Genomic DNA, 26,365 nt, shown 5'->3' with positions numbered 1-26,365 from the left:
TTCCTAATAATAACCATATGAGTGGGTGGTGTATGTTTTGAAGATTAGGTTCTCCACCATAACCATGGCCTCAGACTGAGGCTCGTTTTCCATTTTTGAATTTAATGCATAAAACTGAGCAGATAAAGCACCAGTGCAATGCTTATCTGGTTCGAGAAGTTGTCATCGGGAGGTAGGTTGTAGAACTCCACGAGGGCCCCAGTGAGTGCACCAGCAAGCGCTAGTGGAGGCCCGATGAGCGGCCAGAGAATCAACAGCGCTGAGATGAAGAATGCCAAACTCCCCTCAAGGCTCTTCCCGTTGGAGAAACGGTGCCTCCCTAGGGATCTGCCAACTACAGCGGCTAGTGCGTCCCCGACCGTTGCAACGCTTATTGCTCCAACCGCAATATCTCGTGGGAAAAAGTAGACGACAGTGAACGAGGCCGCGGCAAAGTATATATGGGCTGCAACGCGGTAGCGCTCGTGTTCCCTCGTTATCTCATCGATGCGCCTCTCAATCTCCTCCATCCTCTCAAAAACATCCTCATCGACGTATATCCTTAGTCTCTTCTTTATCCTGTCCCGTAACTCCTCGATGATCCTGAAGGGCTCCAGCACGACGAAGACGAAGAAGGTCACGGCTATGAAGGTGAGCGTCAACTCCTTTCCAAAGAGGTAGTAAGAGAGGGGAACGAGCAGGCCTGCAAGATGGAGGGACTTCCGCTTAAGCTCGCTTTTCATGCTCACGCTTGATCACCTCCAAGGCCTCAGAGAGGCTGCCCACGACGTAGTCCGCGTGCTTTGATAGCCTGCCGCTGAAGTAGCCTCTACTCACGAGTATCGTGGTCGCACCTACCATCTTCCCCCCCTGCATGTCTGTGTCGTCCCGGTCTCCGACCACGTAGACCTCGTCGTCTGGAAAGAGGTGTTTTGCAAGGCGGAAGTTGTGTGGTTCGAGCTTGCTGTGCCCGGTTTCGCCACTTATTATGAGTGCATCAAAATAATCCTTTATCCCGAGGTGTTCAAGCTTTTTCCTCTGCCACTTGCTCGAAGAGTCAGTCACGAGAACGAGCCTGGCGCCCATTCTCTTCACACCACGGAGAAAGGTTATTGCATCGGGATAGAGCTTGATGTTTGAGAAGAAGACCCTGTCTATCAGCTCGGTTATTTCCTCAAGCTCCTCCGGGTGGACTTTTGAGTATATCTTCCCCATGACCCTCTCGACGAGTCTGTCGAAGTCGAGGGTGTAGACCTCGTGGGACTGTTCAAGCTCGCGGTAGCGGGCGGTCACGATGTAGAGAAAGGCTTTGAGCTTCCTCCGTCTGAGGAGGTATGGCAGGAGGCGGACGATGCTGTACTTCCCGGCCTCCCACGTGTTGCAGAGGGTATCATCGAGGTCAACGAGCACAAGCATGTTCTCTTTTTCTCCCGATGCATTTTAATCCTTTGGGTGCGTTAAGCTTTAAAAGTTCTTAGAGAATGGAATACCGTATGGACGGGAGGGCGCTTATCACCGCTGGCATGGTTCTCATCCTGACCGGTTTCCTGCTCGTCTTCCTCGGCACGGTGTTAGCAACCCCCGGGGAAGAGGGAAGCGTGGAGGGCGGGGGAGTTATTATGATAGGCCCGATTCCAATAGTCTTTGGGACGAACAAGGGTGTGGCAACGCTGGCTGTAATTCTAGCGATAGTCCTGATGGCCCTCTGGCTGGCCGCGGCCCTCCTGTTGCGGGGTGGATGAGGTGGAATTCTTAGCTGCCCTTGCCCTCCTTCTCGTTACTGCGAAGAGTATAGAGTGGCTGTTTGAGAGGTTTGAAATACACCCGATAATAGCCCACGTTTTAACCGGCATCCTCCTCGGGCCGTTTGTTCTGGGGTGGATAAAACCAACAGGGGACCTTAAGGTTCTCGCGGAGTTCGGACTCATCATGATGATGCTCTACATGGGATTAACGAGCAACTTCTCGGCCATAGCTCAGAACACAAAGAAAGCGATTGTCGTTGCGGCCCTTGGCGTTGCGTTCTCCTTCTTCCTGGGGTTCACCACGGTAATGGCCTTCGGAAATGGCTGGGTGGCGGCCGTTTTCATCGGCGTCACCCTTGGAAACACGGCCATAGAAGTCACGAGCGGTGTCCTCGTCAGGGAGCGTGTTAAGCGGGTGATATCGTCGATACTCATGGGGGCGGCCTTTGCCGACGACATAATGGCAGTCTATCTCATTGGAATCATTACCGCGATGGCGGGGGGAAGCATGAACCTCCCATCCTTTGGAATCCTTACCGTCAAGATACTCGCATTCATCGCCGCGACGCTCCTGGTATCTGAGTACGTTTTCAAGAGGGCGAAGTGGTTCTACTCCATTGTCAGGGATCTCAACGTCTTCTTCACGTTCACGCTCATACTTACCTTCACCCTCGCGATACTGGCTCAGTGGGCCGGCCTCAATCAGATAATTGGGGCATACTTGGCGGGTTTAACGATAAGTCGGCTCCGCGAGAGGAAGGACCCGATGATAGTGACGCGCATAAAGCTCAATGAACTCATAGAAAACCTCCAGGTGGTCCTCACGGAGTTCTTCATTCCGCTGTTCTTCATCTACGTCGGCCTTATGTTTAACCCGCCACTTGCTGGGATAAGCCTTGTCCTCATCCTCGGCCTCTACTTGGCGGCCATCCTAGGGAAATTCCTCGGCTGCGGTCTTGGGGCCAGGCTCTTCGGTCTCGACTGGTGGGACTCAGCTTTAATAGGCATTGGAATGGGGGGAAGGGGTAGTCTGGAGCTCGCCATACTCACCTTCGGTCTGAGCGCGGGGATAATTGACCAGGCGCTCTTCGCGAGCGTTATAGCAGTCTCGATGCTCACAGCCCTGACGACCCCTATCTTCTTTAAGACCTACATCAAAATGCTAAAATCGCGGGCAAAGGCTTAAATCCTATGCCGTCAACTCACGCCGGTGAGAGGATGTTCCCGAAGAACGGAGAGGACGAGGAGGAGGTTCTTGAAGAGCTGAGGTCAAAAACTGCGGACGACCTCACCTTTGACTCTGGAAGGATTCTGGGCAGTATGTGCACCTATCCGCACCCCTTTGCGGTTAAAATCATTGAGGAGTTCCTCGACAGGAACCTCGGCGACCCGGGGCTTCACGTCGGGAGCCAGAGGGTCGAGAGGGAAGCCGTTAACATGCTGGCGAGCCTCCTTAGCCTGGAAAAGGGCTACGGGCACATTGTCTCCGGCGGCACCGAGGCCAACATCCTGGCGGTAAGGGCCTTCAGGAACCTTGCCAGAGTCGAGAAACCGGAACTCATCCTCCCGGAGAGTGCGCACTTTTCTTTCATTAAAGCGGGGGAGATGCTTGGGGTGAAGCTCGTCTGGGCCGAGCTGAACGATGATTACTCCGTCAACGTTCGGGACGTTGAGGAGAAGATCACTGACAACACCATCGGTATAGTTGGGATAGCAGGAACGACCGGACTGGGCGTTGTCGATGACATTCCATCTCTGAGCGATTTAGCCCTCGACTATGGCATTCCACTCCACGTTGACGCGGCCTTTGGGGGCTTTGTGATCCCCTTCGCCAAAGATTTGGGATACGAGATCCCGGACTTTGACTTCCGTCTTAAAGGCGTTAAGAGCGTAACCATAGATCCCCACAAGATGGGTATGGTTCCAATCCCGGCAGGGGGGGTAATATTCCGTGAGAGGAAGTATATTGACGCGATAAGCGTTCTAGCCCCTTACTTGGCAGGAGGTAAGATATGGCAGGCTACGATAACCGGAACGAGACCCGGGGCTAACGCTTTAGCGGTCTGGGCCATGATCAAGCACCTCGGTTTTGAGGGCTACAGAGAGGTCGTGAGAAGGGCCATGGAACTGAGCAGGTGGTTCGCGGCGGAGCTAAAGAGAATTTCCGGTGTTTACCTCATCCGTGAACCGGTGCTCAACATAGTCTCCTTTGGGACTAGAAACCTTGAGACAGTGGAAGAAGAGCTGAAGGAGCGCGGCTGGGGCATAAGCGCCCACCGCGGCTACATCAGGATAGTTATGATGCCCCACGTGAGGAGGGAACATCTGGAGGCGTTTTTGAAGGACCTTCGGGAAATCGTGCGAAAAGCTTGAATTGATAACCTGACCTCCTTCCCGCCGTGAACGGCGAGGGTTCCAACGAATTAACCCTTCACTAAGGCGGGGAGGAGGGTCAGAGGGAGTTCCCTGTGGCGGTGAGGGAAAGAAAAAGATTTGGTGTTTATAGGGTTGGGGATTTCTACTACCGCTTCTGGCTGCGCTTTGTCTATCCCTACCGCGACGACATAGAGATAGGAGCGATAGGCTTTGAGGACTTTAAGGGGGACTTTAATGCCAGATGTCAACAGAAAACAAAAACAAAGGTGCGGTCAGTCCGTCACTCCATCGTCACAGCTCGGACAAGGCTGAACTCATCATCCCAGAAAAGGTGGAGGATGGGCCTTAAAAGGATTGCTCAGAGATCACCTTTCCTTCCTCACCCGTCGGTTCGCCCATCACTCATCATCGCGCCCTTTTCTTCATCAACCCGCTTTAATGCCTTTCGGTTTTCAGGAGTTCCTTGACCGTTTTCCTAACGGCTTCATAGCTGTTCAGCTTAGGCTCCCAGCCGGTCTTTCTGGCCTTCTCTATGCTCAAGCGCATGAGCTTTACATCCCCTTTCCAGCCGCGGCCACCGTCGACACCGCCCGTGAAGCGGAACTCCGGCTTTAAACCCATCTCACCGCTGACGATTTCAGCTATCTCCCTCACCGTTATCCAGTCGTCGCTGCCGAGGTTGTAGAAGTCGACGATCTTGCTTTCTTTCTTGAAGTGTTCAAAGATGTGAAGCATGCCCTTAACTGTGTCGCTCACGTGGAGGTAGCTCTTCCTTTGCGTTCCGTCACCGAGTATCTCAAGCTCGTCTGGGTTTTTCCTCAGCTTGTTGATGAAGTCGTAGATGACGCCGTGGTTGGAGCGTTCGCCTATTATGTTGGCTAGGCGGAATATCAACGCCCTGAAGCCGAAGGTGTGGGCGTAGCCGCTTATCAGGGCCTCAGCCGCGAGCTTCGCCCCGCCGTAGACGCTTATCGGTTCAAGGGGTGCGTAGTCCTCGGGAGTGGGGATCACATCCGCATCGCCGTAAACCGTCGAGGAGCTTGTGAAGATGAGGAATTTAACGTCTGAGTCCTTCACCGTGCTGAGCAGGTTGTGCGTTATCGTGACGTTGCTCTCGTAGAGCAGATCAGGACTCTGAGAGCCTATCCTAACCTCTGGGTTTGCGGCGAGGTGGAAGACGACGTCAGCGCCTTCAACGGCCTTTCTGACGATCTCGTGGTTCCTCATATTGCCCTTGATAAACTCAAAGTGCTCGTTTTCGAGCCAGTGCTTGATGTTCTCAAGGCTTCCAGCACTCAGATCGTCGAGAACCCTAACTTCGTTTCCGGATTCCATCAGGGCGTCAACAAGGTGGGAGCCTATGAAGCCGGCACCACCAGTAACGAGAACCTCCATTTTATATCACCGGGCATTCTATTGAAGGGATACTCTTAAACTTTGGGGAAAAGCTTTTTACTTTCTTTTGTGGATTCTGAATCATGATGGAAATCCACGAGCTTCCAGAGAGGGAAAAGGAGAAGATAAAGGTAAAGCTCCGGAAGGCCCTGATGGGAAGGAGCGAAGTTCTATTTGCCTACCTTCACGGTTCCTTCCTTGAAGAGGGCCCGTTCAGGGACATCGACGTGGCGGTTTACGTAAGGGGGCCCACCGAGAAGTTCTACGAAGAGACACTAGAAGAAGAGCTTAGCAGAATTGTGGGGGTTTCCCGTGGACGTCAGAATCCTGAACAATGCCCCTGTAAAGTTCAGATTCAGGGTCATCGGGGGGAACTACTCTTCTCGAAGGATGAAAAATTAAGGTGCGAGTTTGAGGAGAGAACGATGGCAGAGTATCATGACTACTCTTACTACATTGATCTTTACAGGAGGGAGACCCTTGGAATCTGATGGGGCCCTTGCGGATTTCGTAAAAATCTCGGAGGGATGAACAAATGAAGGTCCTCATAATGGCCGGCGGCTACGCGACGAGGCTCTGGCCCATAACCAAGGACAACCCCAAGGCTCTGCTCCCAGTCGGCGAAGAGACAATACTCGACTACATAATGGAAAAGGTGGGCGAGCTTGGCCTTGAGACTTACATTTCAACCAACCGCTTCTTCGAGGCCCACTTCAGACCCTATGCCGAGAAATACGGCGTCGGGCTGATAGTCGAGGACACCCTCCACGAGGAGGAGAAGCTCGGCACGATAGGGGCGATGAAAAAAGCGCTTGATGAGCTTGGGCTGGATGATTATCTGGTTATAGCAGGCGATAACCTCTTCTCTTTCTCCCTGTTTGACTTCCTCCGCGCCTACGACGGGAAGACTTTGATAGCGGTCTACGACATCGGTGACCCTGAACTGGCGAAGCGCTACGGTGTTGTAGTGCTTGAGGGTGACAGGGTCGTTTCCTTCCGGGAGAAGCCCCCTCAACCTCAGTCCACGCTCATAAGCACCGGCGTTTATGCGTTTCCAAGGGGGGCAATGGAGTTCATCGACGAGTACCTCTCCGACGGTAACAGAGATTCGCCGGGCTATTTCCTCCAGTGGCTACTGGGAAGGGGGGAGGAGGTGAGGGCCTACCGCTTCTCCGAGTACTGGTATGACATAGGCTCGGCGGACAGCTATCTTGAAGCCCTGAGAACCATCCTTAAGGAGAGTCATATTGAGGAGATCCAGATAAGTCCCTACTCCAAGATAATCCCACCGGTGATCATCAAGAGGGGAGCGAGAGTCCTCGGCCGCTCCCTCATTGGGCCATTCGCTTACATCGGCGAAAACTGCACCATCGAGAACTCCGACGTGAGCGACTCGATAATCTTCAGGGATACCGTCATAAGAAACTCCACCATATGGCGCTCCATCATCGACGAGAAGTGCGAGATAAGGAACCTCGAGCTTAAGAAGAGCCTCGTAGGAGGGCACGCGAAGATACAGCGGGGGGATTGAACGGTTATGCGCAATCCTTATATTACTCCTTGGAGTACTACTATCCTGGGAATGAAATATCGGCTGGTGAGACCATGGGGGACGGCAGATTATCTAAAACGCTTCTATCATTGAGCGACCGAATCCTGCGCCCGAGGTATGCTGTTATAATACTCACTATCTTAGCAGCTTCAATCCGCCTCCTTCCGATGCGTTTTAAGTACCTCCTCGGCTACGATCCGTACTTTCACCTGGCCTACACCCGCTACGCTCTGACTCATGGCTGGATAAACTTCTTTCCCTATGCCTTGGGTCCATGGGGGTTTCAGATAAAGCTCTTTCACCCCCTTGGTCTCTGGATGACCCCAGCCTACGTTTATAAGCTGCTCCACCTCCTGGGAGTTTCACTCTTCAACGCTTTCCGGCTTACCCCCGTCATCTTCGGTGTTCTAACGGTAATCCTCGTGTATCTCACTGTCCTCCGCACTTACGGCAGAAGAGAGGCTTTTCTAGCGGCGTTCCTCCTGGCAGTGAGTTTCGGCCATGTCTTCCGCTCGATGGCCGGCTATTACAGGGGAGACAACTATATGCTCTTCTGGTACACGGTTGGACTCGCGGCCATCGCCTTCGCCCTCACCTGCCGTTGCAACCGCTACCTCCGCCTTGCTATTTACATTATCCCTGGTCTTTCGGCTGGGTTCGCCTCCGCGTTCTGGCAGGCTTACTATCCAATATTCGCGTTTTTCTTGGCCAACTCCCTCCTCCTAACCCTGGGGGCCTTCCTCCTCGAAAAAGATGAGAAGATTCTCGATGGACTGGCAATTTCATTATCACTGGTTCCCGGCGTTTTCCTCGCTAATTGGATAGGCGGAAGGCTCGGCTACGGCATGACGGGGGAGACTAGGGGGCTCGGGAGGAACTTGGCCAAAGAGCTCGGAGTTCACTTTGGGGTCCTTAAGGACGTTTTCCTCATCGTTTTCCTCAAGTACGCCCTGACTCTGTCCATTCTTGCCATCTTAGCCCTCATTCTAATCGCACGCTTCGTTAAAGACCGTCGTATCCGGTGGGTTGTTGCGTCCGTTGGGGTAATCGTTGCCCTGGTTCTCACTTTTAGGTACTACGGCATTGTGAATGACGCCCTCAACACGCTCTTCCCCGTTGCGCCGATAGGGGAGACCCAGAGAACCAACTGGACCAACTGGTGGGAGGCTTACGGGGTTTCCGGCGTTCTGTTCCTCCTCTTTGCCCTCCGCTTCAGGCGCCCCAGCACCTCCGATTTCCTCATCCTAGGAACCGCCTTAGTTTTGATCCCCATGGCCCTCGTCTGGACGAGGTTTCTCTTTATAGGCTCCCTGGCGGTGGCCCTTTTAGCGGGAATAGGGCTTGTCGATACCTTTGACTTCTCCGCTGGGAAGGTGAACGTGGCATGGAAACGCGCGGCCATTGCAGTGCTTTTACTCCTTCTCCTCCCATCGGTATCTGCCTACCAGGGTTTCTCCTCGACCCTCGCCGTTCACCCCTTTGTTGACGACCACTGGGCCGATGCCCTTACCTACCTTGGCGAGCATTCCAATATCAACGACGTCGTCCTAACGTGGTGGGACCACGGCCACTGGGTGACCTACTTCTCAAACAGGGCGCCGGTTGCACAGGGGGGTCCAAACAGGTGGGTCGCTAGGTACTACCTCGGCCTCATTCCCAGCAAGAATCTGATGAACTTGGGTGTTGACTACGTCATCGTCTCCTACGACACCCTCACCGAGTTTGAAGCTGTACTGAAGACCGCGGGGATGAACGGGAGGGACTACGCTCTGGTTATCCTTCCCCTCCGCTCCGCTTATGGTGATATCTTCGTGTTCTCCAGCGGACCTTACTCTCTCATGGCCGCCCCCGGGAAGACGTGGGACGTGAAGGTCAGCCTCAGGGGTCAGGTGGTTATCCCCGCTGTGGTTTTCGTTGAATCTGGAAAGACCCTTACTCGGGTAGTGCTTTCCAGCCCGCCAACCGCGCCGGTTTACGCCTACATCAACCTGAACTACGGCTATGCCGTGATCATGAACAGAAACGCCTTCGACACGGCCCTTGCCAAATTGATGTTCACAAACGAGTATCCCCCGTATTATCACCTGATTTACTCGGACGGCGGCCTTATCAAGATCTTCCGCTTTGAGCATCCGAACGTGGCCGTCACCGCGGAAAACGGCTCGGTCGTTCTAAAGTTTACGAACGCCACGGGGACGGGGGTTGGAATCTATGGCTTCCTTGACAACGGGACGCTGGTGTACAGGAAGTGGTTTAACGTTAAGGGCAAGGACGAGTTCATTCTTCCAGAGAACCTCAACGGCAGTGTTGTTGTTAGGTACATCTACAGCGAGGGAAAGACGGTGCTTGATAGGGGGGTGTTCAGGATAGGGGACGTACTTGACCATTCCCGCCGATGAGAAATGTTTGAACAGGTGAGGCATCTAGAAGGGGGCCCATGTAGGGGCCAAAATCTTTTTAACATTTTTTGGGAGGTATTCATTGAGTTAATTAAATATCATTAAGGTGGGAGGTGTTTGCTATGGCAGACGAGAAGAAGTACACTACCGTTTCCATTCCGAAGCCCCTCTATGACAAGATAAAGGCTAGGATTGAGGGCACTGGTTTCACCTCGGTTTCCGACTACGTCACCTACGTCCTCCGCGAGGTTCTAGCTAACCTGGAAGAGGAGGAGAAGGAGGAAGTTTTTAGTGAGGAAGAGGAAGAGAAGGTCAAGGAGAGGCTTCGCGCTCTCGGTTACCTTGATTGATGACCTCATTTTTCAATTGGAGTTGAAGGTGGTAGAATGGTCTCAAAGCCCCATGGAGGCAAGCTTGTAAGGAGGATAGTCGCCGAGAGAACCCGTGGGAGAATCCTCAGTGAGCAGGGGGAGTATCCTCACGTTCAGGTTGAGCATGGAAGGGCGATAGACCTCGAGAACATTGCCCATGGAGTTTATTCTCCCCTCAAGGGCTTCCTCACGAGCGACGACTTCCAAGGTGTTCTTGACGACATGCGCCTGAGCGACGACACTCCTTGGACTATCCCGATAGTGCTCGACGTGAAGGAACCAAACTTCGATGAGGGGGACGCGATACTGCTCTACTACAATGACCTTCCGGTAGCGAGGATGCATGTTGAAGAGATATACACTTACGATAAGAGGGAGTTCGCAGTCAAGGTCTTTAAAACCGATGATCCCGCCCATCCAGGGGTTGCTAGGGTAATGGGTATGGGGGATTATCTCGTTGGTGGTGAGATTGAGCTTCTCAACGAGGTTCCGAATCCTTTCGCGAAGTATACACTGAGGCCTGTTGAAACGAGGGTTCTCTTCAGGGAGCTCGGCTGGAAGAAGATAGTGGCCTTCCAGACTAGGAACGTCCCCCATCTCGGTCATGAATACGTCCAAAAAGCGGCTTTGACCTTTGTTGACGGCCTCTTTGTAAATCCAGTCCTTGGAAGGAAGAAGAAAGGCGACTACAAGGACGAGGTCATAATAAAGGCCTACGAGGCGCTCTTCAGGTATTACTACCCCAGGGATAGTGCGACCTTGGCCACGGTTCGCTACGAGATGCGCTATGCCGGCCCACGGGAGGCTATTCACCACGCTATAATGAGGAAGAATTTTGGGGCGACGCACTTCATCGTTGGTCGTGACCATGCCGGCGTCGGCGACTACTACGGGCCCTACGAGGCCTGGGACACCTTCGACAACTTCCCGGATCTTGGGATAACGCCGATGTTCATAAGGGAGGCCTTCTACTGCAAGAAGTGCGGTGGAATGGTGAACGCCAAGATATGCCCGCATGGTGAGGAATTCCACGTTCACATAAGTGGGACCAAGCTCAGGAAGATGATAATGGCTGGCGAACAGCCGCCGGAGTACATGATGCGGCCGGAGGTTTACGAGGTCGTCAGGAGCTTCGAGAACCCGTTCGTGGAGTGAAAGGGTTATATCTTTCCTTCACCATCCTATTTCGGTGGACAATATGGAGGAGATTGAGGTCGTTTACAAGAACGGGGTCTTTAAGCCTGTGAAGAAGGTCCGATTCAAGGAGGGGATCCATGGGAAAGTCATCATTGAGATGGGAATAGCAGATATCATCGAGAACTTCAGCAGAAAAGTTGAGAAAGATGCTCTCAAAGAGTTCTTGGAGGAGCGGCGATGATAGTGGTTGATACTTCAGTGTTCATCGACGCCCTGTTTGAATACGACAAAAAAAGAACTGAACTTGCCAAAAATCTCTTTCGACTTATCCAAGAGCTGAAAATTCCAGTAGCCGAACCGGATATTTTCAAAGTAGAACTCATCGGCCAACTAGTCAGAAGGATGCCCAAGGATGAGGCCATGAGCCTGTATGAGCTTCTCGTCGGGAAGATAGAAACAGTTGATACATGCGGACTCAGGGAGATCTCCTTCGAAATTGCCTTTCAAACTGGCTGTCGGGCAATAGACTCTTTCTACATAAGTGTGGCTCACTCCCGGAGGAGCGCCCTGGTCTCAAACGACAAATTCCAGGTCGAAAGTGCCAAAAACTACGGGGTTAATGCATTCTATCTTCTTGAGGAGTTTCGGGAACTGGAGGAATTCCTCAAAGATTCAACCAAGGGCTAAGTGGGTGAGACTTATGCACCTCATAGTTCACCACTGGGACACGGACGGGATAACCTCAGCGGCGCTTCTCATAAAGGCACTGGGAATGGAAGGGTTCACCAACATGACTGCTCCAATAGGAGAGTTCAGGTTTGACGGGAGGATATGGAGGGTTATGGATGGGGTGGAAAAGCTCTACGTCCTTGACTTCAACGTGCCGGGGGAGGTTGAGAAGGTAAAGGTTCCGACCCTCTTCATAGACCACCACACCCAGCCGAAAATCAAGAACCCCCTTGTGAAGCAGGTGAATCCCTCGCTGGACGGCAGCTATTACCCCTCCTGCTCCCTCGTGGTCTCGGAGCACTTTGATACCTTCAACGCGTGGACCGCCCTCGGGGTAGCTGGGGATATCGGTGAGAAGGCCTTTGAGCTGGAGTTCGTTGGGAAGCTCCTGAAGGAGGAGGGAATTTCCAAGGAGGAGGCCCTAAAGCTCGTCGAGTTGATGGATTCCAATTATATAGCCATGGACAGGGGGGCGGTTGAGGAAGCGGTGATGGTTCTCCTTGAGAACGAAATCAGAGAACTCCCCGACTATGAGCCCTGGGTAAAAAAAGCAGAAGCGATAAGAAGAGCCATTGAGGATGCCCTTTCAGTCGTTGAAGAAAGGAACGGCTTCGCTTTCAGCCGCTTCAGGAGTCCATACAATGTAATCTCGAAGGTTGCCAGAAGGTTTGTGTGGGGAATGAAATACCGGGGGGCGGTTGTCATCAACGAGGACTTCCACGGTAAAGCCCAGCTCTACTTCAGGGTTTCACCGGAAGTAGCGGAAGGGTTCAACATGGTGAACCTCATTGAGGGGGTTAGACAGCTTGGAGCGAACGCGGGCGGAAAGAGGGAGGTTTTGGGTTGCATCTGCGAGAAAGGAAAGGTTGAAGAGGTATTGCAGCTTATAGAAAGTCAGATGGGGTGGTGAGATATGTTTGAGGAGAAGGTTAAGGAAGGGATGGCAGAGACTAAAAAGCTCTTCGTCATAGGCCTTGACTCCGCTCCGCCTGAACTGCTATTCGGGAAGTTCTACAACGAACTACCTAACCTCAGGAAGCTCATCGAGCGCTCGATTCATGGGCCGATGAAGACCGGGATTCCAGCTATAACGATCCCCATGTGGATGGTGATGGTTACCGGGAAGACGCCTGGTGAGCTTGGTCTTTACGGCTTCAGGCACAGGACTGGATACAGTTACACGGACTACTGGATAGCCCACAGCAAGAAGGTTAAAGAGCTGACGCTCTGGGATTACCTTGGGAAGAAGGGGAGGAAGTCGGTTATAGTTGGCGTCCCGCCGACCTACCCGCCAAAGCCTATCAACGGTCACCTTGTCAGCTGTTTCATAACACCAGATGCGAGCGTGGACTACACTTACCCGAAGGAGTTGAAGGGTGAGATTGAGAGACTCGTTGGCGAGTACATCTTCGACGTCCCCTTCAGGAAGGAGGCGAAGGATGAGGTTAGGGATGGTCTCTGGGAGATGACGGAGAAGAGGTTTGAGGTGATACGGTACCTGCTCCAGGAGAAGGAGTGGGACTACTTCCACTTCGTCGAGATAGGCCTCGACAGGGTTCACCATGCCTTCTGGAGGTACTTCGATCCAGAGCACCACCTCTACCCCGGAAGGGGGAACAAATACGAGACGGTTATTCCCGACTACTGGAAGCTCTTGGACAGGGAAATTGGGAAGACGCTCAAGCTGATTGACTTCGGTGAAACGGCCGTTATGGTAGTTTCCGACCACGGTATAAAGGGCATGCACGGGAATTTCGCGGTCAACCAGTGGCTGGCTGAGGAGGGTTTGCTGAAGGTGAGGGATCCTGAGGTTCTCCACGACGGGAAAGTCAAGCGCTTCGAGCGCCTTGATGTGGATTGGAAGGAGACAACGGCCTGGGGTTGGGGCGGCTACTACTCGCGTGTCTTCCTAAACGTCCTTGGGAGGGAGAAAGAGGGGAGAGTGCCGCTTTCGAAGTTTGAAAAGGTGAGGGATGAGGTTGCGGAGCAGATACGCTCGATTAGGGGTCCGAACGGTGAGAAGTGGGACACCCGGGTTTACTACCCTGAGGATATTTACCCGGTCACTAAGGGTAGCAAGCCGGACATCATGGTCTACTTCGACAACCTGAACTGGCGTGCGGCAGGAACCGTTGGCCATCCGAGCAATTACCTGCCTGAGAACGACACCGGTCCGGACGACGCCAATCACTCGGAGGTTGGGGTTTTCTCGCTCTACCTGCCGGGGTTTGATGAGGGGAAGCAGACACAACTCGAAATATACGATGTGGCCCCGACGGTGCTTACCCTCTTTGGCCTGAAGGAGGAAGCCAATGGGCTGAGGGGCAGGAGCATCCTCTGACCCCTTCCCACTATTCCAACCACCCCTTAGAATCGGGGGGAGCTGAAATGACCGGACTCAAGAACCTCAAGAAAGGATTCACAATCTGGCTCACCGGGCCCAGCGGGGCTGGAAAGACAACTTTAGCTGTAAAGCTAGCAAAAAGGCTGAGGGAGATGGGTTACCGCGTTGAAATACTCGACGGGGACACGATAAGGAAGACCCTCTACCCAGAGCTCGGCTTTTCCAAGGAAGCCAGGGAAATGCACAACAGGATTGTAATCCACATGGCCAAGCTCCTTAGCAGGAACGGGGTTGTGGCGATAGTCTCCCTGATTTCGCCGTATAGGGCAGTTAGAGAATACGCGAGAAAGGAGATAGGGGATTTCATTGAGGTCTACGTCTATGCCCCCCTTGAAGTCAGAATCAAGCGCGACCCCAAGGGGCTCTACGCAAAGGCAATCATGGGAGAAATAAAGGGTTTAACTGGCTACGATGGGGTCTACGAGGAACCGGAGAATCCAGAGGTCAAAGTGGACAGCTCGAAGATGACGCCGGAAGAAGAAGTCGAGGCCGTCATAGCCAAGGCAAGGGAGCTGGGCTACCTCCACTGAGGTGATTCGGTGATACTCTTCGTTGTCCTCGGCTTCATTGTGGGCTTCCTGATAGGGCTCACCGGCATGGGTGGGGGCTCCCTGATGACGCCCTCTCTTATCTTTCTCGGCGTGGATCCTTTAACCGCGGTGGGAACCGACTTGCTCTACGCAACGGTCACAAGGGTTTTTGGAGTTTTCTTCCACGGCAAGAAGGGGCACGTGCGGAGGGGCATAGTCCTTAGACTCCTCGCAGGGAGTGTTCCAGCGGTGCTCATGGGGGGCTACGCAGTTAGGCAAATTCCAAAGGAGGCCCTCAACAGCTACCTGACGCCTCTTCTGGGCGCAATCCTGGTTGTTACGGCAACATTGGGCATACTGAAGGGGGAAGTGGGGATCCCCCTAAGGCCGAGGTGGGCCTACGTTTACCTCCTCGGCTTCATCGTTGGCCTAACCGTCCAGTTCACTTCGGTTGGAGCAGGGGTTATAGTTAGCTTCGCCCTGATGAACGTCGCGAGGGTTAATCCGAGAGAGGTCGTTGGAATAACGATACTCTACGGTTTGGCTTTATCCATCATGAGCTTTCTAAGCTATGCGAGCATGAGGAGCGTGGATTACAATCTGGCCGGCCTATTGATAGCGGGAACGATTCCGGGGGTTTACCTTGGGACTCACGTGGGTTCTGGGATGGAAAAGAAAATGTTAAAACCGGTCATAAATCTGGTGATACTACTCATAGGGATTCTAATCCTGATAAAAACGGCGCTTTGAGACTAATAGTGGGCCGTGGGGCTTCGAACCCGAACCTGGAAATGTAAACCTTTGTCACCAACTTTTTGGGCACATAGAATAGTGAGGGGCACCCCAGCAGATGAGGCTGAGTAAATTTTCCACCCTTAGTGGTCTTTCCATAGCTAGCGATCCCATGACCCTCTAATCGTGGGCCACTAGTTTAGGTTAGATCCATCAGGGTGAAGCCCTCACTTCGGTCTCCCCTACAGGGCACTCCTCATGTAACACTAGGTGTTTTAACTATATAAACCTTTGCTTTTATCTAAAGCAAAATTATTTTGAAATGCTCCGGAATAATTTCACTCTCGATTGGTAATCATCCATGTTTAACTATGAGAGATAACCCGTCTGGGGTTGTGCAGCGCTTTTACTCATGGGCTGGTTTTCAGGAGAAAACTACACCGCTTGTTATACGACTTCTGCGGTCGCTGGAGAGCGTGGTGGTTCTATTAGGTATTCTTTTAGCCCTTCCTTCCAGCCGGGCATCCTCAGGCTGAGTCCATGAAGCCCCGCGTTCTCCAGTGCAGAGAACCTCGGTCTCCTTGCCAGCCTGTTGAGCTCGCTCGATTTTATGGGCTTCACTTCAACGTCCCAGCCCAGGATTTCAAATATCGCTCTGGTGAACTCATACCATGAGCAGTAGCCCTCGTTTACCATGTGGTAGACCCCGAACTCCGGCTTCGACTTCAGGAACTCCTTCAGAGTCCTCGCAACGTCCATCGTGTAGGTAGGGCTCATGAACTGGTCGTTCACGATTTTCAGTTCCTTCCCGAGCTTCGCCTTCTCAATGACCCACTCAACGAAGTTCCCGCCCTTTCCGCTTGCTCCCGCCTTTCCGTAAAGGCTTGCAACCCTGATGATGTAGTGCTTCCTAGAATAATTTCTCGTGAGTATCTCTCCCATGTACTTGCTCGTCCCGTAGACGTTTATCGGGTTCGGAACGTCGTCCTCAGCGTATGGTTCCCCCTTCTCGCCGTCAAAGACGTAGTCAGTGCTTATGTAGACGTTGATTGCACCGATTTCCTCGGCAACCCTCGCAACGTTCAGCGCGCCGATGGCGTTGACAGCAGAAGCTTTCTCCGGGTAGAGCTCGGCATCGTCAACCTTCACATAGGCGGCCGTGTTGATGATGACGTCAGGCTTCAGCTCTTTCAGCACATTCAGGGTCTTGGGAACGGCAACGTCAAGGTCTCTGTGAGTCAGCGGGACGACCTCGAAGTATGGGTCTTCCCCAAAGACCTTCACCAGATCGGTTCCAAGCTGGCCGTTGGCCCCTACTATCACAACTCTCATCTGAAACACCTCAGAAGGCCCAGCCCTTCTCAACTGCCCCCTTCAGTGTTGGCCACTTTCCGTCCTTCTCGGAGACTATTGGCTCATCAACCGGCCACTCTATCCCTATGTCGGGATCGTTCCAGATTATCCCCGCCTCATAGTCTGGGGCGTAGACGTTGTCGACCTTGTAGACCACTTCCGCAACGTCGCTCAACACAAGGAAGCCGTGGGCAAAGCCCCTCGGGATGTAAAGCTGGTATTTGTTGTGCTCCGAGAGGATAACACCGACCCACTTGCCGAAGGTCGGCGAGTTCTTCCTCAAGTCAACTGCCACATCGTAGATTATGCCCCTAACGGCCCTAACGATCTTGGCCTGGGCGTAAGGCTCACGCTGGAAGTGCAGTCCCCTTAGAACGCCGTATCTAGACTTTGAATGATTATCCTGGATGAAGTCACCTTTTATTCCGGCTTTCTCAAAGTCAGACTTCTTGTAGGTCTCCATAAAGAAGCCCCTCTCGTCCTCAAAGACTTTTGGCCTGATCAGGAGGACGTCGGGGATTTCAAGGCGTTTGAACTCGAACGGCATAACATCACCTCATTCAACCAGGTTCAAGCTGAAGTTCCGGGGCAATATTCTCTATCCATGAGAAGTGTTCGTCCCTTGTAATGACTGTCATGTTCCTTGATATTGCAACGGCCGCTATCACCACATCCACAGCTGGAACTGGAGTGCCGGCCTTTACCAGCTTCTCTGAGAGCTTAACGGCCAGGGCATATTCCTTTGGGGAGGGTATGATAACATTTAAGTCCAAGGATATTGCCCTTGGGTACTCCACGAGGTTCAAGGTCGTCGTGTATCCCTCTCTTGGACTCTTGCCCCTTTTAACGAGGTCGATTAGGATGTTTGTGTCGTAGAGTTTCTTTTTGTCCTCTCCCATTCTAAATCCCTCGTTTTTTTGTGATACCCGTCATAGGCCTCGTTTGGGATTGACTCTATGTCTCCAACCGTTTCCTTGCCAAGAATTTCCCGGAATTCCCCCATAGACATTTCAATTCGTGAGTTCTCGAGTTCCATAATGTACTCCGCTATGGCCCTCCTTGCCACTTCGCTCCACTTGATTTCCGGGTGCTTTTTCATACGCCTGTAAATATCTGGGGGTATCGAGAGGGTCATCGTTGGCATGTTATCACCACGCATAATTATGTGTATACACATATTTAAAGCTTCTCACCATCCCAGCTTCCAGGGTGTTGGATGCAGGACTTTCTCGTTAACAAGGGGCCTCCACCACCATTCGTTTTCGAGGTACCATCTGACCGTCTTCTCCATGCCCTCCTCAAAGCTGTACCTCGGCCTCCACTTCAAGTCCCTCGTTATCTTCCACGGGTCGAGCGAATACCTTAAATCATGGCCCGGCCTGTCCTCGACGAACTCTATCAGAGTCTTATCCTTGCCCATGAGACTGAGGATAGTCCTGACGACCTCGACGTTGGTCCTCTCCTCACCGGCAGAGATGTTGTAGATTTCCCTTGGCTCTCCTTTTAGGAGAACCCGCTCAATTGCCCTCACGTGGTCTTCGACGTAGAGCCAGTCCCTCACGTTCTGACCGGTGCCGTAGATCGGTATCTTCAGCCCCATGCTGGCCCTTATTATTGTCTTGGGGATGAGCTTTTCCGGGAATTGGTAGGGGCCGTAGTTGTTGGTGCACCTCGTTATGGAGGCGTTAAGGTTGTAGGTCCTCGCCCAGCCAAGAACGAGAACGTCACTCGCGGCCTTTGTTGCGGAGTAGGGTGATGAAGGCATCAGAGCGTCTTTCTCCGTAAAAGAACCCTCCAAAATATCTCCGTAAACCTCATCCGTGCTCACGTGAACTAGCCTCACTTCGGGGTTCTCCTTCCTTATCGCTTCGAGGATCGTGTAAGTGCCGATGACATTACTCTCTAGGAAGTGTTCAGGGCTGGAGATGCTCCTGTCCACATGGCTTTCGGCTGCAAAATCCACAACTGCGTCCGCCTTCTTAACCAGCCCTTTAACGAGCTTAAATTCCGTTATGTCGCCCCTGACGAAGGTGTACCTTGAATCATCTTTAATATCCCTAAGATTTGCAATGTTTGAGCCGTAGCCGAGCTTATCGAGGTTTATCACTTCCCAGCCGGGGTGTTTTTCCAGGATGTAGTGGATGAAGTTGCTCCCTATGAACCCCATCCCACCGGTTACCAAAAGCCTCATCATTCCACCTCACAGTATCAGCCTTGAGTTGTCTCCGATGACCAGCTTTCTGCCGAAGGGGTGGCTGGTTCCGTTAATTATCTTCACGCCCCGTCCGATAAGGCTCTCCACGATCCTGCCAGCGTTCCTTATTTCACTCCCCTCGAGGATTATTGAGTCCTCAATCTCGGTGTTTTCAATGACGACATTGTCGCCGATGCTCGTGTAGGGTCCGATGTAGGAGTTTTTGATCCTGCAGTTCTTTCCTATGACCACCGGGCCTTTTATTACGGTGTTCCCGTCTATCTCGGTGTCCTCTCCAATGACGGCTCTGCCGTGAATTCTAGCCTTGGTCATGATCTTTATGTCGGTTCTTATATCATCCAGTATCAGCCTGTTGGCGTCGAGTATGTCCTCCGGTTTTCCGGTGTCCTTCCACCAGCCAGTAACCTTTGTCCAGCCAACCTTGTAGCCGTGATCAATCAGCCACTGTATCGCGTCTGTTATCTCAAGCTCGTTCCTCCATGAGGGTTTTATGTCGGCAACGGCCTCATGGATGACCGGCTTGAAGAAGTATATTCCAACGAGGGCCAGATTGCTCGGTGGGATTTCGGGCTTCTCAACGAGGCGTTTTATGGTCTTCCCGTCTTTGCTCAGCTCTGCAACGCCAAACTGCCTTGGATTGGGAACCTCCTGAAGGAGTATACTGGCATCAAAGTTCCCCTTCTTAAAATACTCCAAGTGTTCGGCTATTCCCTCGCGGAGGATGTTGTCACCGAGATACATGACAAAGTTATCATCGCCGAGGAATTCCCCAGCCACTAGAATTGCATGCGCTAAGCCTTTGGGCTCTCCCTGATAGATGAACTCTATGTCGGCGTCCCATTCCCTGCTCAGGACGGTCTTCTTAACCTGTTCCGAATTTGGACCGACGATGATTCCAACCTCGTGGATTCCGGCGTTTATCACGTCCTCGATTGCATAGAAGAGCACCGGCTTGTTGGCAACCGGGATGAGCTGCTTCTGCTGGGAATAGGTTAACGGGCGGAGTCTAGTACCGTGACCACCGGATAAAATAAGCGCTTTCATCGCTGCCACCTGACTCTCTTAACCTTGGGTTGATATAAAAGAATTTTGCTGACTTCATTCCTTCCTTAAAAGATAGGCTTCCGAGGGAAGGTAGATTTATAATAATTTCCATGGTTCTTTTGGGAAATGACGTTTATACTGAAGACTGTCCGGGAGCCGGGTTTAAGTGAAAGGCGGATTACGGCAGTGCTCTATCTGACCTCCTCCCCGCCGTGAAGGACGAGGCTTTTCAAAAGAAAAAAGGGAGTATACATGAAGGTCATCGAAGAACTGCTGGGAGATATTTACCGGAAAATTTATTAAGTTAGTGACCAAAACAGTCACTATATGATGAAAAATTACTACCTTTCAAGGACTGAGCAGGAGATAATCCGCATCCTTAAGAGTGCAGACATTGTGGCAGTTGAGGAAATAAGGGGACTGTTTCCGAGGTTAAGTGGGAACATGGTCAAAAAAGTGCTCTCAAGCCTTGTGAGAAAGGGTTACCTGTACAGGCTTAAAAGAGGGCTCTATCTTGTGAATGAGGAACCGGGGAAGCCTTTGATAAAAAATCCTTACAAAATGGCACTGACATTGTTCCCGGGTTATATTGCGTTCTCCTCGGCGCTGAGGCTCTATGACCTTATTGAGTATGAACCGTTTACGATATTCGTGGCAACACCAAGGAAATCGGGTGAAAAAGAAATTGGAGGGTACACCATAAAAGTCCTCGCTCTGGGTGAAAAGGCAGTGGGGATGACCATCAAGAACGGGGTCTATACATCCACATTAGCTAAGACTTTCTTTGACTGCTTTTACAAACCAAGCTACTGTGGGGGTTATTCGGAGGTAACGAAGGCACTTTATGAAGCTGAGAAAATAGACTGGAGCGAGTTCTTGAGATACTTTAAACGCTTTGCAAGCAATTCTCTCTGCCAGAGAACGGGCTACGTCCTGGAGCTCGCGAGAAACCTCGACATTGAAGTCCCGGAGGAGGTCATTGAGTACATGAGGAGCATGGTTAAAACATGGACAAAGCTTGTTCCAATGCTTCCCTCACGGGGAAGGGGTGTTAGAGAGTGGAAGCTAATTGACAACCTCGGAAAGGAGAGGATTCTGGGGTGGGCCTATGGATGAGAGGATTCTAAAATACACAGCTGCCAGGACTGGATTGGGCCTGAACTACATTGACAAGGAGGAGAAGATCTCATTACTCTTAAGTCAGCTGTGGAGGATTTTTGGTGAGAAGGCAATTCTAAAAGGAGGAACCGCACTCAACAGGGTGTATTTAGCTAAGGTTGGAGCGGCGAGATTTTCGGGGGATATAGATATCGATTACTTCAACGGCAACGTCGAGACCTCAGCCAAGGAAATAATCGACGGAATGAGGAAAATTAAGGACTTCAATGTGAAGGGGCCAAGGATTCTCCACAGGACTTTCCGCTTTGCCTGCTATTACACCAATACACTTGGAAATAGGGATAGAGTGAAGGTGGAGTTTTACCTCAGCAGAGCGCCGTACGTTGAAGCAAGAATTGAGCTGGTGAAGTCGCCGTTCATTGACAGCTATCCTACGATGTTTAGGGTTTATTCTTTAGAGGACCTTCTTGCAAAGAAAATTGTTGCTTTATACAACCGCATGGAGGGCAAGGACATCTATGATGTTTTTCATGCCCTCAACATGGAGTTTGAAATGGAGAAATTCCTGAAGGCCCTTAACCTTAACACAAAGTTTTACCACATTGAGGAAGATTTCCGGGGAGGGTTAATCAGTAGGTTAGGTCAGGCAAAGAAAAATGCCCGTTATATCGGCAATTCAACAAACCACTTTATCCCCAAGACTCTCCGCCCGAACTGGGAGGAGCTCATTGAAAGCCTGCGCTTCAAGATAGAAGAACTTTTTAAATGACAGCTTTTAAAGCAAAAGAGGGAAGCGAGGCTCATGAGCGAGGCGAGCCAGGCACTGCAGAAGAGTGCTAAGAGGATATGGATTAACAAACCAGAAACTTATTGAGCAGTATACACAACGGAGAGGGGAGGTAAACATCAAAATTTTCATCCGCTCCCATGTGAAGCCCGTCCGATGATAGGAGGGGACGGATGAGCGGGTGCGTCTTGGTTTTTATTTTAACTCTTTTTGCCCCCCGATATTTTAGGCTCATACTTCAATTTCATCAAGAATCCCAGCTATAGCTTTCATCAGAGAATTAAAGAAGCCAAGGAAATCTTCGTCTGGCATAACATTTAGGAGGCGCAGTTCATACTCGTCTAAAACTCTATCGGCGTTTATATCAAATGTAGCCTTGTTTCTTCTAAAATTCTCCAGATACTTCTCATACCACAAAGCTGGAATGACTTTCTTGATAATTGCATCTCCGTAATCGGAAACTCTTAAGCCATGCTTGTACAGAAGGTACAGGTCGTAGAAATCCCTCAGTTTTTGAACTTTTCGGGTCAAAATGGCCCTAACCTTCTCGACTAAAATTTCTCTCAAGTCATAAGCAAGAACCTCAACCTCAGAATAGTCCCCAAGGAAATCATAAAAATACAGCCTATCATTCTCAGACAATGGAACTCCGCTCAAAAGGGTTTTGCCTTGAGCCTCTTCGGCTCGAAGAGAACGTTTTCGACCAGATTAACCTGAACCTTTATTAAACCGCCAGGATAATACAACTTGTACGTTACCATTCTTGAACCGCTTCCAAACTCGATGTAGCGTCTATTCTGCAGTTCGGCATTGAACTCAAGACCGACGTAGCCGGCAATAGATTCAATTAGATTGCCCACCACTTGTGCTTCTTCGACGAGGGCTTTCCTCCCCCTTCTCTTTGAGAGCCCTTTTTCCACTTCTCCTGATTCTTGAAGGTGAAGTCCAGGTCAACGCTGAAGCGGTAGTAGCCAAAATAGCATTTGACTAGGCAGGTTCCGCCCTTAAAGAGGTAATTCTCTGCGAAGTGTTCATTAGAATAGATCCCCTTTAAAATTGTGTGCAGGACTACGTCCTTCTCAATCAGCTCTGGCTTCTTAATTCTACTCTTCTCAATTATTAGCCGAATGAACTCAGAGTAGTCCTTCATTCTCAAGCACCTTCCTTAGAGACACCGGATAATACGTGAGATATTCTCTGATCTTTTCTTTATTTGCCGCATCCCAGTATTCCATCACAACATTTTCTGCGGTGGGCCTGAGTTTTGGGTTGTACCTTGAAAGGTAGAGAAAATCCAGCAGGGTTTTTTCCACGTCAGAATATTTTATCCTCCCCCTGTCGGTAACGCCGAACTCAGTTAGACCGGGTTTGATTTTGATGAACTCAACGTTCTCCCCATAAATTTTCAAAGTTTTTGAGCGGTAAATCCTGTCATTTAGGATAAATATCCTGGCGAAGTACTCGTGAGTGAGGGCGTTTAATCTGAGGGCCGTGAACAGGCCATAGTACCATTTTACTCCCAGCTTATCCAATCCGAGCCCGATGATTTCCAGCGGTCTTAAAGCCTTTTTAAGCTTAAATTCCTCAACGGTCTTCACGTAATAGAGTCCCCGAAGAACCCTAACTACGTAGCCATACGATATGAGGTGATGGACCAAATAATCAACATCGATCCCAAACCTCTCGCATACCTTTTTCAATTCTTCCTTCCTGATGACCTTCCCGCCGTACCTAGATAGAAGGAACCTTACTGCGATGTTCATGTCTTCAATTTGTGGAACAACAGTTAAAAAAGTTAACGATTGTTCTACACTTTTTCAAGCTTCCCCCCTCACGGCGAGGGTCAGAAGTTGAAGCTTGTCATGATTAGAGGGAGAACCGCATGAACGATCTGCAGAAGATTGCGGGGGAGTTTACCGTTGCTGGAACGGTAATTTCAACATCTTTCTGGTTCTAAGCAGAGCCCGCTGAAACGCTTATTGGCAAACCCCCCGAACCGGTTCGGGGGGTACCCATGTGGTTCAAGTCATATGTTCTTATCATCAATATCAACAAAAGACTTTTAAATATTTGTTGATATCGTGGATTTGGTGGAGAGGGTGAAACCCCCAACTTCGAGGGAGAAGGTTTACGCCCTGCTTTTTGATCACACCCCAATTTCAGTCCCCGAAATCTCAAGAATCACCGGGATGAACTACAAGTACGTCTTTCAGGTTGTCAGGACTCTAAGAAAGGAAAATTATCTGACGGTGGTGCCGGGCGGAAAGCTGATGATCCTTGACAGGAAGGGGCTGATATTCAGGTGGGCGAAGGATAAGGAGATAATACTGAACTCTCTGAGCCCGGTAACCATGAGGCTTATCCCGGATTACGACCTGAGGGATCTGGTTCTCTTCTCCGGAAACTCAGCCCTCTGGCTGCTCGGCAGGGTAATCAGCCCCGCGGGTGGGATCCTCTATGCAAGTGAAAGAACATTCAAAGAGCTCATGAAGTTCAGGGATCCTGAAGGCTACCCCTTCAAGGTCTACATCTACGATGACTTCTACTTCAAAATCCGGAAGGAGCTCAACGGTTATTACATCCCAGGGTGGGGAGTGATTCTCGCTGATATGCTTGTCCAGGGGACGTACACAAGGCTCTTTGACGATGTCTTTGAAACCGTTGTTTCCACAATCGAAGGTGAGAAGAATGAAGGGGGATTGAGCTCTCGGAGGATATAGCCCTTGAGGTCTGTGATTTGAGGAGCCACAACACTGCCCTCCTCTCCGCCGTGAACGGCGAGGCTTTCGGAAGAAAAAGGTAATCCGATAATTGGAGAATCCCCCAACTCCCCTGGAGGCCTCCGACTGTACCTAAAAAGGAAAGACTTAAATATGGAAGGGGCTTCTATATAGAATGGGGTGTCCATAAATGTTTGAAGTTCGACCAATAACCGATGAGAAAAATCTTTATGGAAGAAGACACAAAGAAGCCCTCAAACAGCTGAAGGAGAATGTTGAGGAGAGAACTTTTACGGCAATTCTCGGCCCAAGGAGGGTCGGCAAGACGAGCATCATCAGAGTTTTTTTGAATAAGTACAAGTACCGGTACATATACTATGATCTTTCTCCTTTTATGGGCAAGCAGGGGATCAGCTACACCGAGCTGACTCCGGCAATAATGAACATTGAAGTAAAAGAACTCTCGTACCATGCCCAGCTCAACTTAGGTCTTGTAAGGCTTGATGTTAAACCCGAAAACGGGGTGCAGTTCCAAAACGCCCTGATCAACCTCTTCAGGGAACTAAATGCCAAATACGATACCCTTCTTGTGATAATAGACGAAGCTCAAGTAATGCCCCGCATCAGGGGTATTAACCTGCCCGGCCTTCTCCAGCTGATAAGCAACACAATGGACAACACAACCGTGATAATGACGGGTTCGATGCCGGGTCTGCTTGAGAAGATACTCAGTCCCTCAGCATCGCAACCGATGTTCGCCAGATACGTTGACAGGATTTACATACCACGCTGGACACCGGAGGAAAGCATAGGGTACCTCAAAAAAGGATTACGTGAGGCAAAAGTGCCCTACACGAGGGCTGAACTTGAAGAAGCTGTGGAGGAGCTCTCAAACGTGCCCGGGTTTCTGGCATACTACGGCAGGCAGAGGGTTGGGGGCATGGGCCATGATGAGGCACTCATAGAAGCTTCAAGTTATGCCGTCGGCGTTTGGGAGCAGGATTTGGAGGCATTTCTTAACATCTACAGCACAAAAGCCTATGTAACTACACTCTGGGTGCTGGCTCAGTCAAAATTTGGTCTCACGCGGAAGGAGATTGCTGGAGAGGTGCTCCGCAGGGAGGAAGTTAGCGACAGGAGCCTCACTCGCATATTGAAGAATCTCGTTCTCTCGGGGATGATCGAGCACAGCAAAAAGCGCGGAAAGTACCGCATTGCTGAGAATCCTCTTGCAAAGGCAGTCCAGAATATAGCCCATAAATATGGCATTCATTGATCTGGAGATACAGAATATGTCATCCAAAGGATGCAAAGAGATGAAACCACGAGTGAAACAAACCAAGCACTGCAGAAGATTGCGAGGGGAACGGGGATTGTCTTTGCAGGGACGGTTGTTTCGATGCAAAGCATCTCAGATGTTACAGTCACCTCCCACTGTGAACATCGCCTCCAGATAAGGGGAATACCAAAGATTTGGTGGAAGAGCTGCTTTATAACCCTCAGAGACTCAGAGGCGTGATCCAGCAAGCGCCCAAGGGAAGATTTAAGCTGTATTACCCTTTCTTCCGAAAGCCTCGCCGTTCACGGCGGAGAGGAGGTCAGCTCAGCACATACATGCTGTGTGAATTTATCGAAATCTTTTTATACTTGTTGAGTATAATACTTGTGGGGTATAATTATGAGGTTCTATGACAGAGAAAAGGAAATCTGGCTATTGGAAAAGGGAAGAAGAATCGTCATAATTGGCAGAAGGAGGGTCGGGAAGACAAGGCTTGTAG

32 protein-coding genes are annotated in these 26,365 nt (G+C 51.0%); 19 read left to right on the top strand and 13 right to left on the bottom strand.

The features are described 5' to 3' along the window. Positions 1–101: 101 nt before the first annotated feature. The gene (locus MV421_RS09820) at positions 102–728 is read right to left on the bottom strand and encodes a diacylglycerol/polyprenol kinase family protein (protein WP_297418740.1); all 627 of its coding nucleotides are present in this window, start codon (positions 726–728) and stop codon (positions 102–104) included. Continuing rightward, positions 706–1,395 (bottom strand): HAD family hydrolase, encoded by a 690-nt coding sequence (locus tag MV421_RS09815; protein WP_297418742.1) that lies wholly within the window; start codon positions 1,393–1,395, stop codon positions 706–708. Before MV421_RS09815 ends, MV421_RS09820 begins: the two co-directional genes overlap by 23 nt. Positions 1,396–1,472: 77 nt before the next feature. Between MV421_RS09815 and MV421_RS09810 the strand changes: the two genes are divergently transcribed. The 4 genes from MV421_RS09810 (at position 1,473) to MV421_RS09795 (ending at position 4,567) form a co-directional block, all read left to right on the top strand. Continuing rightward, positions 1,473–1,721: a DUF131 domain-containing protein gene (locus tag MV421_RS09810; protein WP_297418744.1), complete on the top strand. Its 249-nt coding sequence runs from the start codon at positions 1,473–1,475 to the stop codon at positions 1,719–1,721. Between the two features lies 1 nt (position 1,722). Beyond that, positions 1,723–2,910: a cation:proton antiporter gene (locus MV421_RS09805; protein ID WP_297418747.1), complete on the top strand. Its 1,188-nt coding sequence runs from the start codon at positions 1,723–1,725 to the stop codon at positions 2,908–2,910. Between the two features lie 32 nt (positions 2,911–2,942). After that, complete coding sequence (gene mfnA / locus MV421_RS09800; protein WP_297418780.1) at positions 2,943–4,097, top strand: tyrosine decarboxylase MfnA; 1,155 nt, start codon at positions 2,943–2,945, stop codon at positions 4,095–4,097. 95 nt (positions 4,098–4,192) lie between these two features. After that, entirely contained in the window at positions 4,193–4,567 is a 375-nt protein-coding gene (locus MV421_RS09795; RefSeq protein ID WP_297503052.1) for a hypothetical protein, read from the top strand. Here the strand turns inward: MV421_RS09795 and MV421_RS09790 are convergent. Then, positions 4,536–5,495 (bottom strand): NAD-dependent epimerase/dehydratase family protein, encoded by a 960-nt coding sequence (locus MV421_RS09790; RefSeq protein ID WP_297418749.1) that lies wholly within the window; start codon positions 5,493–5,495, stop codon positions 4,536–4,538. The two genes, MV421_RS09795 and MV421_RS09790, sit on opposite strands and share 32 nt — an antisense overlap. A gap of 83 nt (positions 5,496–5,578) precedes the next feature. Here MV421_RS09790 and MV421_RS09785 point away from each other — a divergent pair, with 83 nt between their 5' ends. The 11 genes from MV421_RS09785 (at position 5,579) to MV421_RS09735 (ending at position 15,367) form a co-directional block, all read left to right on the top strand. Next, a complete protein-coding gene (locus MV421_RS09785) occupies positions 5,579–5,986 on the top strand; it encodes a nucleotidyltransferase domain-containing protein (RefSeq protein ID WP_297418753.1) in 408 nt (135 codons plus the stop codon). Positions 5,987–6,030: 44 nt separating this feature from the next. After that, positions 6,031–7,026 (top strand): NDP-sugar synthase, encoded by a 996-nt coding sequence (locus MV421_RS09780; protein ID WP_297418754.1) that lies wholly within the window; start codon positions 6,031–6,033, stop codon positions 7,024–7,026. A 29-nt stretch (positions 7,027–7,055) separates the two neighbouring features. Then, a complete protein-coding gene (locus tag MV421_RS09775; RefSeq protein ID WP_367271141.1) occupies positions 7,056–9,446 on the top strand; it encodes an STT3 domain-containing protein in 2,391 nt (796 codons plus the stop codon). A 122-nt stretch (positions 9,447–9,568) separates the two neighbouring features. Beyond that, positions 9,569–9,796, top strand: a complete 228-nt coding sequence (locus tag MV421_RS09770; protein WP_297418761.1) for a ribbon-helix-helix domain-containing protein — start codon at positions 9,569–9,571, stop codon at positions 9,794–9,796. 36 nt (positions 9,797–9,832) lie between these two features. Next, positions 9,833–10,972 carry a sulfate adenylyltransferase gene (sat, locus tag MV421_RS09765; RefSeq protein ID WP_297418764.1) on the top strand — a complete coding sequence of 380 codons (1,140 nt, stop codon included), beginning with the start codon at positions 9,833–9,835 and terminating at the stop codon, positions 10,970–10,972. Positions 10,973–11,015: 43 nt separating this feature from the next. Beyond that, a complete protein-coding gene (locus MV421_RS09760; protein ID WP_297418782.1) occupies positions 11,016–11,195 on the top strand; it encodes an antitoxin family protein in 180 nt (59 codons plus the stop codon). Continuing rightward, complete coding sequence (locus MV421_RS09755; RefSeq protein WP_297418766.1) at positions 11,192–11,641, top strand: type II toxin-antitoxin system VapC family toxin; 450 nt, start codon at positions 11,192–11,194, stop codon at positions 11,639–11,641. Before MV421_RS09760 ends, MV421_RS09755 begins: the two co-directional genes overlap by 4 nt. 13 nt (positions 11,642–11,654) lie before the next feature. After that, the gene (locus MV421_RS09750) at positions 11,655–12,593 is read left to right on the top strand and encodes a DHH family phosphoesterase (RefSeq protein WP_297503048.1); all 939 of its coding nucleotides are present in this window, start codon (positions 11,655–11,657) and stop codon (positions 12,591–12,593) included. A 3-nt stretch (positions 12,594–12,596) separates the two neighbouring features. Beyond that, on the top strand, positions 12,597–14,024 hold the full coding sequence (locus MV421_RS09745) for an alkaline phosphatase family protein (RefSeq protein ID WP_297503046.1): 1,428 nt from the start codon (positions 12,597–12,599) through the stop codon (positions 14,022–14,024). A gap of 47 nt (positions 14,025–14,071) precedes the next feature. Continuing rightward, positions 14,072–14,617: an adenylyl-sulfate kinase gene (cysC, locus tag MV421_RS09740; protein WP_297421148.1), complete on the top strand. Its 546-nt coding sequence runs from the start codon at positions 14,072–14,074 to the stop codon at positions 14,615–14,617. Between the two features lie 9 nt (positions 14,618–14,626). Continuing rightward, entirely contained in the window at positions 14,627–15,367 is a 741-nt protein-coding gene (locus MV421_RS09735) for a sulfite exporter TauE/SafE family protein (protein WP_297421151.1), read from the top strand. Between the two features lie 429 nt (positions 15,368–15,796). Here the strand turns inward: MV421_RS09735 and rfbD are convergent, their stop codons facing one another. Genes rfbD through MV421_RS09705 form a run of 6 tightly spaced genes read right to left on the bottom strand, consistent with a single transcriptional unit; the run spans position 15,797 to position 19,961 of the window. After that, a complete protein-coding gene (rfbD, locus tag MV421_RS09730; RefSeq protein ID WP_297421153.1) occupies positions 15,797–16,681 on the bottom strand; it encodes a dTDP-4-dehydrorhamnose reductase in 885 nt (294 codons plus the stop codon). Between the two features lie 10 nt (positions 16,682–16,691). Further along, entirely contained in the window at positions 16,692–17,249 is a 558-nt protein-coding gene (gene rfbC, locus MV421_RS09725; RefSeq protein ID WP_297421156.1) for a dTDP-4-dehydrorhamnose 3,5-epimerase, read from the bottom strand. A gap of 13 nt (positions 17,250–17,262) precedes the next feature. Beyond that, positions 17,263–17,601, bottom strand: a complete 339-nt coding sequence (locus MV421_RS09720) for a PIN domain-containing protein (RefSeq protein WP_297421158.1) — start codon at positions 17,599–17,601, stop codon at positions 17,263–17,265. Further along, positions 17,559–17,846, bottom strand: a complete 288-nt coding sequence (locus tag MV421_RS09715) for a hypothetical protein (protein ID WP_297421160.1) — start codon at positions 17,844–17,846, stop codon at positions 17,559–17,561. The genes MV421_RS09720 and MV421_RS09715 overlap by 43 nt, the downstream gene beginning before the upstream one ends. 45 nt (positions 17,847–17,891) lie before the next feature. Further along, positions 17,892–18,893, bottom strand: a complete 1,002-nt coding sequence (rfbB, locus tag MV421_RS09710; RefSeq protein ID WP_297421162.1) for a dTDP-glucose 4,6-dehydratase — start codon at positions 18,891–18,893, stop codon at positions 17,892–17,894. A gap of 9 nt (positions 18,894–18,902) precedes the next feature. Continuing rightward, positions 18,903–19,961 carry a glucose-1-phosphate thymidylyltransferase gene (locus MV421_RS09705; RefSeq protein ID WP_297421164.1) on the bottom strand — a complete coding sequence of 353 codons (1,059 nt, stop codon included), beginning with the start codon at positions 19,959–19,961 and terminating at the stop codon, positions 18,903–18,905. Between the two features lie 330 nt (positions 19,962–20,291). Here MV421_RS09705 and MV421_RS09700 point away from each other — a divergent pair, with 330 nt between their 5' ends. Next, entirely contained in the window at positions 20,292–21,077 is a 786-nt protein-coding gene (locus MV421_RS09700; protein WP_297421166.1) for a hypothetical protein, read from the top strand. Continuing rightward, on the top strand, positions 21,070–21,849 hold the full coding sequence (locus MV421_RS09695) for a nucleotidyl transferase AbiEii/AbiGii toxin family protein (RefSeq protein WP_297421168.1): 780 nt from the start codon (positions 21,070–21,072) through the stop codon (positions 21,847–21,849). The genes MV421_RS09700 and MV421_RS09695 overlap by 8 nt, the downstream gene beginning before the upstream one ends. Before the next feature lie 249 nt (positions 21,850–22,098). Here MV421_RS09695 and MV421_RS09690 read toward each other — a convergent pair whose 3' ends face one another. Genes MV421_RS09690 through MV421_RS09675 form a run of 4 tightly spaced genes read right to left on the bottom strand, consistent with a single transcriptional unit; the run spans position 22,099 to position 23,630 of the window. Beyond that, entirely contained in the window at positions 22,099–22,509 is a 411-nt protein-coding gene (locus MV421_RS09690) for a nucleotidyl transferase AbiEii/AbiGii toxin family protein (RefSeq protein WP_297503080.1), read from the bottom strand. A gap of 11 nt (positions 22,510–22,520) precedes the next feature. Further along, positions 22,521–22,727, bottom strand: a complete 207-nt coding sequence (locus tag MV421_RS09685) for a hypothetical protein (RefSeq protein WP_297518302.1) — start codon at positions 22,725–22,727, stop codon at positions 22,521–22,523. After that, positions 22,715–23,017: a nucleotidyl transferase AbiEii/AbiGii toxin family protein gene (locus tag MV421_RS09680; RefSeq protein WP_297518299.1), complete on the bottom strand. Its 303-nt coding sequence runs from the start codon at positions 23,015–23,017 to the stop codon at positions 22,715–22,717. The genes MV421_RS09685 and MV421_RS09680 overlap by 13 nt, the downstream gene beginning before the upstream one ends. Next, on the bottom strand, positions 23,001–23,630 hold the full coding sequence (locus MV421_RS09675) for a hypothetical protein (RefSeq protein WP_297421172.1): 630 nt from the start codon (positions 23,628–23,630) through the stop codon (positions 23,001–23,003). Before MV421_RS09675 ends, MV421_RS09680 begins: the two co-directional genes overlap by 17 nt. Before the next feature lie 327 nt (positions 23,631–23,957). Here MV421_RS09675 and MV421_RS09670 point away from each other — a divergent pair, with 327 nt between their 5' ends. Both MV421_RS09670 and MV421_RS09665 read left to right on the top strand, forming a co-directional pair. Beyond that, positions 23,958–24,587, top strand: a complete 630-nt coding sequence (locus MV421_RS09670) for a hypothetical protein (RefSeq protein WP_297421174.1) — start codon at positions 23,958–23,960, stop codon at positions 24,585–24,587. A gap of 190 nt (positions 24,588–24,777) precedes the next feature. After that, on the top strand, positions 24,778–25,863 hold the full coding sequence (locus MV421_RS09665; protein ID WP_297518295.1) for an ATP-binding protein: 1,086 nt from the start codon (positions 24,778–24,780) through the stop codon (positions 25,861–25,863). The last annotated feature ends 502 nt before the right edge of the window (positions 25,864–26,365 follow it).

It is taken from the genome of Thermococcus sp., assembly GCF_027023865.1.
Taxonomy (GTDB): domain Archaea; phylum Methanobacteriota_B; class Thermococci; order Thermococcales; family Thermococcaceae; genus Thermococcus.
Note: the sequence above shows the minus strand (reverse complement) of the source record. Positions and strands in the feature narration are given on the sequence as shown.